Source organism: Micromonospora sp. NPDC049047 (genome assembly GCF_040649135.1).
GTDB lineage: Bacteria > Actinomycetota > Actinomycetes > Mycobacteriales > Micromonosporaceae > Micromonospora.
In genome coordinates, this window is sequence record NZ_JBEZEY010000018.1 from 129,449 (window position 1) to 135,631 (window position 6,183).

A 6,183-nucleotide genomic window follows, 5' to 3' on the forward strand; every position below is an offset into this window, starting at 1 on the left:
GGCTGAGCACAATGTCGACCATGTCGTCGCCTGTGGAGTTCCTGGAACTGCTCGCCCGTGAGGCCGCGGCGGTGGAGTTCGAGGGGCCGCTGGTGGCCGCGCGTGCCGCCGGGGTGCCCGCCGACCGGTTGGCCGAGCTGGAGCAGGCCAAGACGGTGGCGCTGCGGGTCCGCGCGCTGCTGGAACGCCGCCGCCGCCGCGAGGTCGAGCTGTCCGGTCTGTACGACACGGTCAGCGATCTGGCCGGGCTGCGCGACCTGGACGACGTGCTGCGGGCGATCGTGCACCGGGCCCGCAACCTGCTCGGCGCGGACGTGGCGTACATGACGCTCAACGACGACGAGCGCGGCGACACCTACATGCGGGTGACCGACGGGTCGGTCTCGGCCCGCTTCCAGCGGCTGCGGCTGCCGATGGGCGCCGGCCTCGGTGGCCTGGTGGCCCAGTCCGGCGCACCGTACGTCACAGCGAACTACGGCGAGGACGCGCGCTTCCACCACACCGGGGAGATCGACGCCGGGGTCGGTGAGGAGGGCCTCGTCGCGATCCTCGGGGTGCCGTTGCGGCTCGGCTCCACCTCGATCGGTGTGCTCTACGCGGCGAACCGTTCGGCGCGGCCGTTCGTCCGGGAGGAGGTGGCACTGCTTGTCTCGCTCGCCGCGCACGCCGCGGTGGCGATCGACACCGCCCGGCTGCTCACCGAGACCCGCGCGGCGTTGGCCGAACTGTCGGCGGCGAACACCACAATCCGGGCGCACAGCAGCTCGGTGGAGCGGGCCGCTGCGGCACACGACCGGATGACGGCGCTGGTGCTGCGCGGCGGCGGGGTGGAGGACGTGGCGGCGGCGGTGACCGAGGTACTTGGCGGCGCGCTGCTGGCGTTGGACGCCGAGGGCCGCCTGCTGGCCCGGGTTGGTGAGATCGACGAGCCGGACCGGGTGGACATCGTCGAGGCGGTGGCGGCGTCGCGCACCGAGGGGCGCAGCGTGCGCCGCGGCCCACTCTGGTACGCGGCGGTGGTGGCGGGCGCGGAGAACCTGGGTGCGCTCGTGCTGCGTCCGGACGACGAGTTGGTCGACGCCGACCAGCGCATCCTGGAGCGGGCCGCGCTGGTGACAGCGCTGCTGCTGCTGTTCCGCCAGACGGTCGCCGAGGCGGAGGGGCGGGTCCGGGGTGAGCTGCTTGACGACCTGATCGCCCGGCCGCTGCGGGACACCGACGCGTTGCGCAGCCGTGGCCGCCGGCTCGGGGTGGACCTGGACGCGCCGCACGTGCTGGTGGCGGTGGGCGACGACGCGATCGCGGCGACCGGCTCGGCCCGCCAGCGGGTGCTCTCCTGGGCCACCACGTACGCCTCGGCGCGCGGTGGACTGGCCGCCGCGCGCGACGGTCGGGTGGTGCTGATGCTGCCCGGGCTGGACGCGGGCGGCAGCGCTCGCGCGGTCGCCCGGGATCTGTCCCGGGTGACCGGCCGACCGGTGACCGCCGGTGCGAGTGGCCCGTCGACCGGGCCGGCGGCGCTGGCCGCCACGTTCCACGAGGCGGACCGGTGCCTTACCGCGCTGGGCGCGCTGGGCCGCGCCGGTCAGGGGGCGAGCACCGTGGAGTTGGGCTTCGTCGGGTTGCTGCTGGGGACCGTCGGTGACCGGGGCGAGAAGGACGTGACCCAGTTCCTCAGCGCCACCGTCGGGCCGGTTGTCGACTACGACGCCCGGCGGGGCACGGCGCTGGTGAAGACGCTGGAGGCGTACTTCGGGGTGGGTGGCAGCCTGGCCCGGGCCGCCGAGCAACTGCACGTGCACGTCAACACGGTGACCCAGCGGCTGGAGCGGGTGGGACAGCTGCTCGGCGCCGACTGGCAACGGCCCGATCGGGCGTTGGAGGTGCAGCTCGCGCTGCGTCTGCACCGGTTGCGCGCCCCGGCCGGCTGACCGACGCCGGGCCGAACCTCGGGCCCGGCGTGCCCGGCCGGACCCCGGCACACCCGGCCCCGGCGTGTACGCGGTCAGCGGGCGCGGATGCCCTCCAGTACGGCGTCGACGACCCGCTCGGGCAGGGCCTGCTCGTCCAGGTCCGGATTCCACTGCAGCACCCGTTGGATCAGCATCGGCCCGGTGAGCAGCGCCATCGTCACCTCCACGTCGATGTCGGCGCGGAGCACCCCCTCGTCGATGCCGCGTCGCAGCACCTCGCGCATCAACTTCCGTCGGGGCGAGATGATGTTCTGGTAGAGCTGGAACTGGTCGGTGCTCCGGTTCACGGCGGACGCCAGGCACGGCATGATCTTTTCGGCTCGCGGGTCGACGTTCTTGCCGATCGCGCCGACGAGCAGCACCAGATCGTCGCGGACGGAGTGCCCGGCCGGCTGCGCCAGGACGCCCTTGAGCCGGCGCAGCGCGTCGAGCAGCAACGCGTCCTTGCCGGCCCAACGGCGGTAGATGGTGGCTTTGCCGACCCCGGCACGGGCCGCGATCGCCTCGATCGAGAGGGCCTCGATGGTGCTGCCTTCGGCGAGCAGATCGAGGGTGGCCTCGATGATCGCTTCGTCGGCACGGATGCTCCGCGGTCGCCCGGGCGACCGCGGAGCATCAGCGGTGGACATCATGTCCGACATTCTTCCCGGACCTATGCCGTGCCGGCCAACTCGGGCTCGGCGACCGGGGCCGCCGGGGCGAGGTTGGTCTCGTCCCGACCCGGCATCCAGCGCAGCACCACGATGATCCCGAGCGCGGCGATCACCGCGGAGAGCCCGGCCGCCCAGTGCATGGCGGTGACGAAGGCGTCGTTGGCCGCCGAGATCAGCGTCGGCGCCGCCGGGCCGAGCTGGCCCGCCGCCGCGTACGCCCCGGAGATCGACTCGTTGGCCGCGTCGCGGGCCTGGGTGGGCAGGCCGGTAAGCGCGTCGCCGATGTCGCTGCGGTAGACCGCGGAGAGCACCGAGCCGAGGACCGCCACGCCGAGCGCGCCGGCCACCTGGCGGATGGTGTTGCTGACCGCGGAACCGACGCCGGCCTTCTCCCGGGGCAGCGCCGACATGATCGACTCGGTGGCGGGCGGCATGATGTTCGCCATTCCGGCGCCCTGGATGAGGAAGACGAGCAGCACGATCCAGATCGGGGTGGAGGCGCCGATGAAGACGAAGGCGCCGAGGGACACCACTGTCAACGCCAGCCCGACGGTGGCGACGGCCTTACCGCCGTAGCGGCGGACCATCGCGGCGCTGCGCGGGGCGAAGACCAGCTGGGCGCCGGCGAAGGGCAGGAAGAGCAGACCGGTCTGCAGCGGGCTGTAGTCACGCACGAGTTGCAGGTAGAACGAGCCGAAGAACATCGAGCCCATCGCGGCGAAGAACACCAGGCCGACGATGGCGACCGGCGCGGCGAAGTGGGGCACCTTGAACAGCCGGACGTCCAGCGACGGGTGGTCGCTGCGCCGCTCGTGCTGCACGAACCAGCCGAGCACCGCGACGCCGAGCACTATCGAACCCCAGGCCATCGGGCGGTCGAAGCCGTGCTCGCCGCCGTCGATGATGCCGTAGGAGAGGGCGACCAGACCGACCACGGAGAGCAGCACGCCGAGCACGTCGACCCGGCCCGGCCGCGGGTCACGCGACTCCGGGACCAGCAGCCCCACCAGCACCACGCCGGCGACGACCACCGGCACGTTGATCAGGAAGACCGAACCCCACCAGAAGTGCTCGAGCAGCGCGCCGCCGAGGATCGGGCCGATGGCCACGGCGAGACCGACGGCTCCGGCCCAGACACCGATGGCCCGACCACGCTCACGCGGGTCGAAGACGTTGGAGATGATCGAGAGCGTCACCGGCATGATGGCCGCGCCGCCGACCCCCATCAGGGCGCGAGCGGCGATGAGCTGGGCCGGGCTGTCGGCGTACGCGGAGAGCAACGACGCCAGGCCGAACAGCACCAGACCGACCATCAGGAAGCGCTTGCGGCCGGCGCGGTCACCGAGCACACCGAAGGTGAACAGCAGCCCGGCGAAGACAAGCGTGTAGGAGTTGATCGACCACTCCAGCTCGCCCTGGCTGGCGCCGAGGCCGTGCACCGGGTCGGCCAGGGTGCGCAGGGCGACGTTCAGGATCGTGTTGTCGAGGACGACCACGAGGAGGCTGATCACCAGCACCCCCAGGATCGCCCACCTCCTCGGGTGACCGGTGTTGTTGTGCAGCTCCATGCCTGGTTTTCCCCCCATGCTTTCCCCGCGCGCAATACGATACGGGTCAGACTCGTAACGCGGATCAGCGTACGGCGCGCATTAACGATACGACACCGATCCGTATCGTATGTGGTGGGCGTCACGCCGCGGAGCGCCGGAAAGACAGGCGGCGACAGCGGTCGGCAGCGAGCCGAGATACCCCACCGGCGCGCCCAGTGGCTCGATCCAACCCGGCCCCGCGCCGTACACCCGCAAGCCTGGAAAGTCCCGGGCGAAGCGCACCAGGCGGTACGCGCGGGCGGTGACCGGCGTCTGCGACCAGAGCACGACGGTCTGCGGGCTGGCCCGGTACACCGCACTGGCGAGCGCCGACCAGGGCAGCGCGGGACCCAGGTGCAGGCAGCCGCGGCCCTGCTCGCGCAGTGCGGCGGCGAGCGCGTGCAGCCCGAGGCAGTGCGCCTCCTGCTCGGCGCCGGCCAGCAGCACCCCGTCGGTGGGCAGGGACCGGCCCGGCTCCCTGCGGTACACGTCCACCCCGACCCGGACACCCTCGCAGAGGGCGTGCTCCACGGCTACCTCGGCGGCGGTACGCCCCGACAGCCCGGCCAGCAGCGGACGGCAGACCTGTTCCCAGAGCGCCGGCACGCCCCAGGTCTCGGCCAACTCCAGCACCAACGTGGCGACGGCGTTGCCGTCCAGGTCATCGGCAGCCAGCGAGACCTGCTTGCGCGCGATCTCCACGGTCTCCGCCGGCATCGGCTCGGTCAGCACACACGCACCCCCGGATAGACATTCCCTACCCGGGGTTCGCTGGAACGACACGCGGCGGATGCGCCGGCGCGAGATTTACCACCGGCCGGCCCCAGCCGGTGGGCCGCGACGCCGCCGATGCCCCGCCAGCCGGTGGGCCGCGACGCCGCCGACGCCCCGCCGGCACCGCATCCACGGGCGGTGCCGCCGAGAGCCCCGGCGCCGCGACCTTGACCGGACCTCCTAGATTGATGATCCACACAGCCCCGCGGAAGGTCCCACCCCATGCCTGTCGGCTTCACCATGGCGATCGTCTTCGCCGCCGCCCTGGCGTTAAGCGCCGTCCTGGCCCTCGTCACGCCCGCGCGACAGCTGAAGCGGGTCGCCGCTCTCGCCGCGCTCGGTTTCCTGGCCCTCACCCTGCTTGTCGGGATCGGCTCCAGCGCCCACTCGGTGCCCATCCGCTCGGTCGGCATCGTGACCAGCTTCGGCAAGCCCACCGGCGAGGTGACCGGTTCCGGCCTCAAGTGGGTGGCGCCCTGGCAGAAGGTCGGCGAGTGGGACGCCGGCCGGCAGAAGTACGACCACATCGGCGGCAACAACTGCGTCCGGGTCCGCACCGGCACGCTCGCCGACGCCTGCGTCGAGGTCCTCATCGAGTGGCAGGTCAAGCCGGAGAACGCGCCGAAGCAGTTCATGGACTACAAGGGCGACTTCGACAGCTTCCGGGGCCAGCGGGTGGGAGTGCAGCTGGACAGCGCGGTGAACGACGCCTTCGCCGCGTACAACCCCCTCGAGAAGATCGACGCTCAGACCGGCGACCTCAACGTCGACCTGAAGCCGTTCGCGGCGAACATCAAGTCCAGCGCGGAGACCCGGCTCACCACCGACGTGGACATCCTCTCGGTGACCATCACCCGGGTCAACCACGACGACAAGACCGAGGGCAACATCAAGGCGTTCCAGGACAAGCTGGCCCAGACCCGCAACCTGGAGCAGGACCGCAAGAACGCCGAGATCTCCAAGCAGATCACCGAGACCAACGCCAAGGTTGACAAGGTGACCCGCTGCCTGGAGATCGCCGAGAAGAACGGCGCCAACCCGGGTCTGTGCATCAACCCGGGCATCGTCACCGGCAAGTGAGCCAGACGCCGGCCCACCCGTGGTCACCACCGGTGGGCGACGGTGGGGCGTCGAACGTCGGCTCGGGTTGCGTCGATCCGAGCCGCGCCGCGGTCACCGTGGGCACCTCGGCGG

General features: G+C 72.0%; 5 protein-coding genes. 2 read left to right on the forward strand and 3 right to left on the reverse strand.

Annotation, left to right across the window (positions count from 1 at the left end):
* Window positions 1–11 precede the first annotated feature (11 nt).
* On the forward strand, window positions 12–1,931 hold the full coding sequence (locus tag AB0B86_RS24970; protein WP_357419890.1) for a helix-turn-helix domain-containing protein: 1,920 nt from the start codon (window positions 12–14) through the stop codon (window positions 1,929–1,931).
* 74 nt (window positions 1,932–2,005) lie between these two features.
* On the opposite strand, the gene AB0B86_RS24975 is transcribed toward AB0B86_RS24970, so the two are convergent.
* From AB0B86_RS24975 to AB0B86_RS24985, 3 genes are all read right to left on the reverse strand, one after another.
* Window positions 2,006–2,614: a TetR/AcrR family transcriptional regulator gene (locus tag AB0B86_RS24975; protein WP_357413194.1), complete on the reverse strand. Its 609-nt coding sequence runs from the start codon at window positions 2,612–2,614 to the stop codon at window positions 2,006–2,008.
* An 11-nt stretch (window positions 2,615–2,625) separates the two neighbouring features.
* Window positions 2,626–4,194 carry an MFS transporter gene (locus tag AB0B86_RS24980; protein WP_357413241.1) on the reverse strand — a complete coding sequence of 523 codons (1,569 nt, stop codon included), beginning with the start codon at window positions 4,192–4,194 and terminating at the stop codon, window positions 2,626–2,628.
* An 81-nt stretch (window positions 4,195–4,275) separates the two neighbouring features.
* A complete protein-coding gene (locus AB0B86_RS24985; protein ID WP_357419891.1) occupies window positions 4,276–4,947 on the reverse strand; it encodes a transcriptional regulator in 672 nt (223 codons plus the stop codon).
* A 264-nt stretch (window positions 4,948–5,211) separates the two neighbouring features.
* Here AB0B86_RS24985 and AB0B86_RS24990 point away from each other — a divergent pair, with 264 nt between their 5' ends.
* Complete coding sequence (locus AB0B86_RS24990) at window positions 5,212–6,069, forward strand: SPFH domain-containing protein (RefSeq protein ID WP_357419892.1); 858 nt, start codon at window positions 5,212–5,214, stop codon at window positions 6,067–6,069.
* Window positions 6,070–6,183: the final 114 nt, after the last annotated feature.

Excerpts from the sequence above, each read along its gene's own strand:
- AB0B86_RS24970 (WP_357419890.1), top strand. The coding sequence starts at position 12 with ATGTCGACCATGTCGTCGCCTGTGGAGTTCCTGGAACTGCTCGCCCGT.
- AB0B86_RS24975 (WP_357413194.1), bottom strand. The coding sequence starts at position 2,614 with ATGTCGGACATGATGTCCACCGCTGATGCTCCGCGGTCGCCCGGGCGA.
- AB0B86_RS24980 (WP_357413241.1), bottom strand. The coding sequence starts at position 4,194 with ATGGAGCTGCACAACAACACCGGTCACCCGAGGAGGTGGGCGATCCTG.
- AB0B86_RS24990 (WP_357419892.1), top strand. The coding sequence starts at position 5,212 with ATGCCTGTCGGCTTCACCATGGCGATCGTCTTCGCCGCCGCCCTGGCG.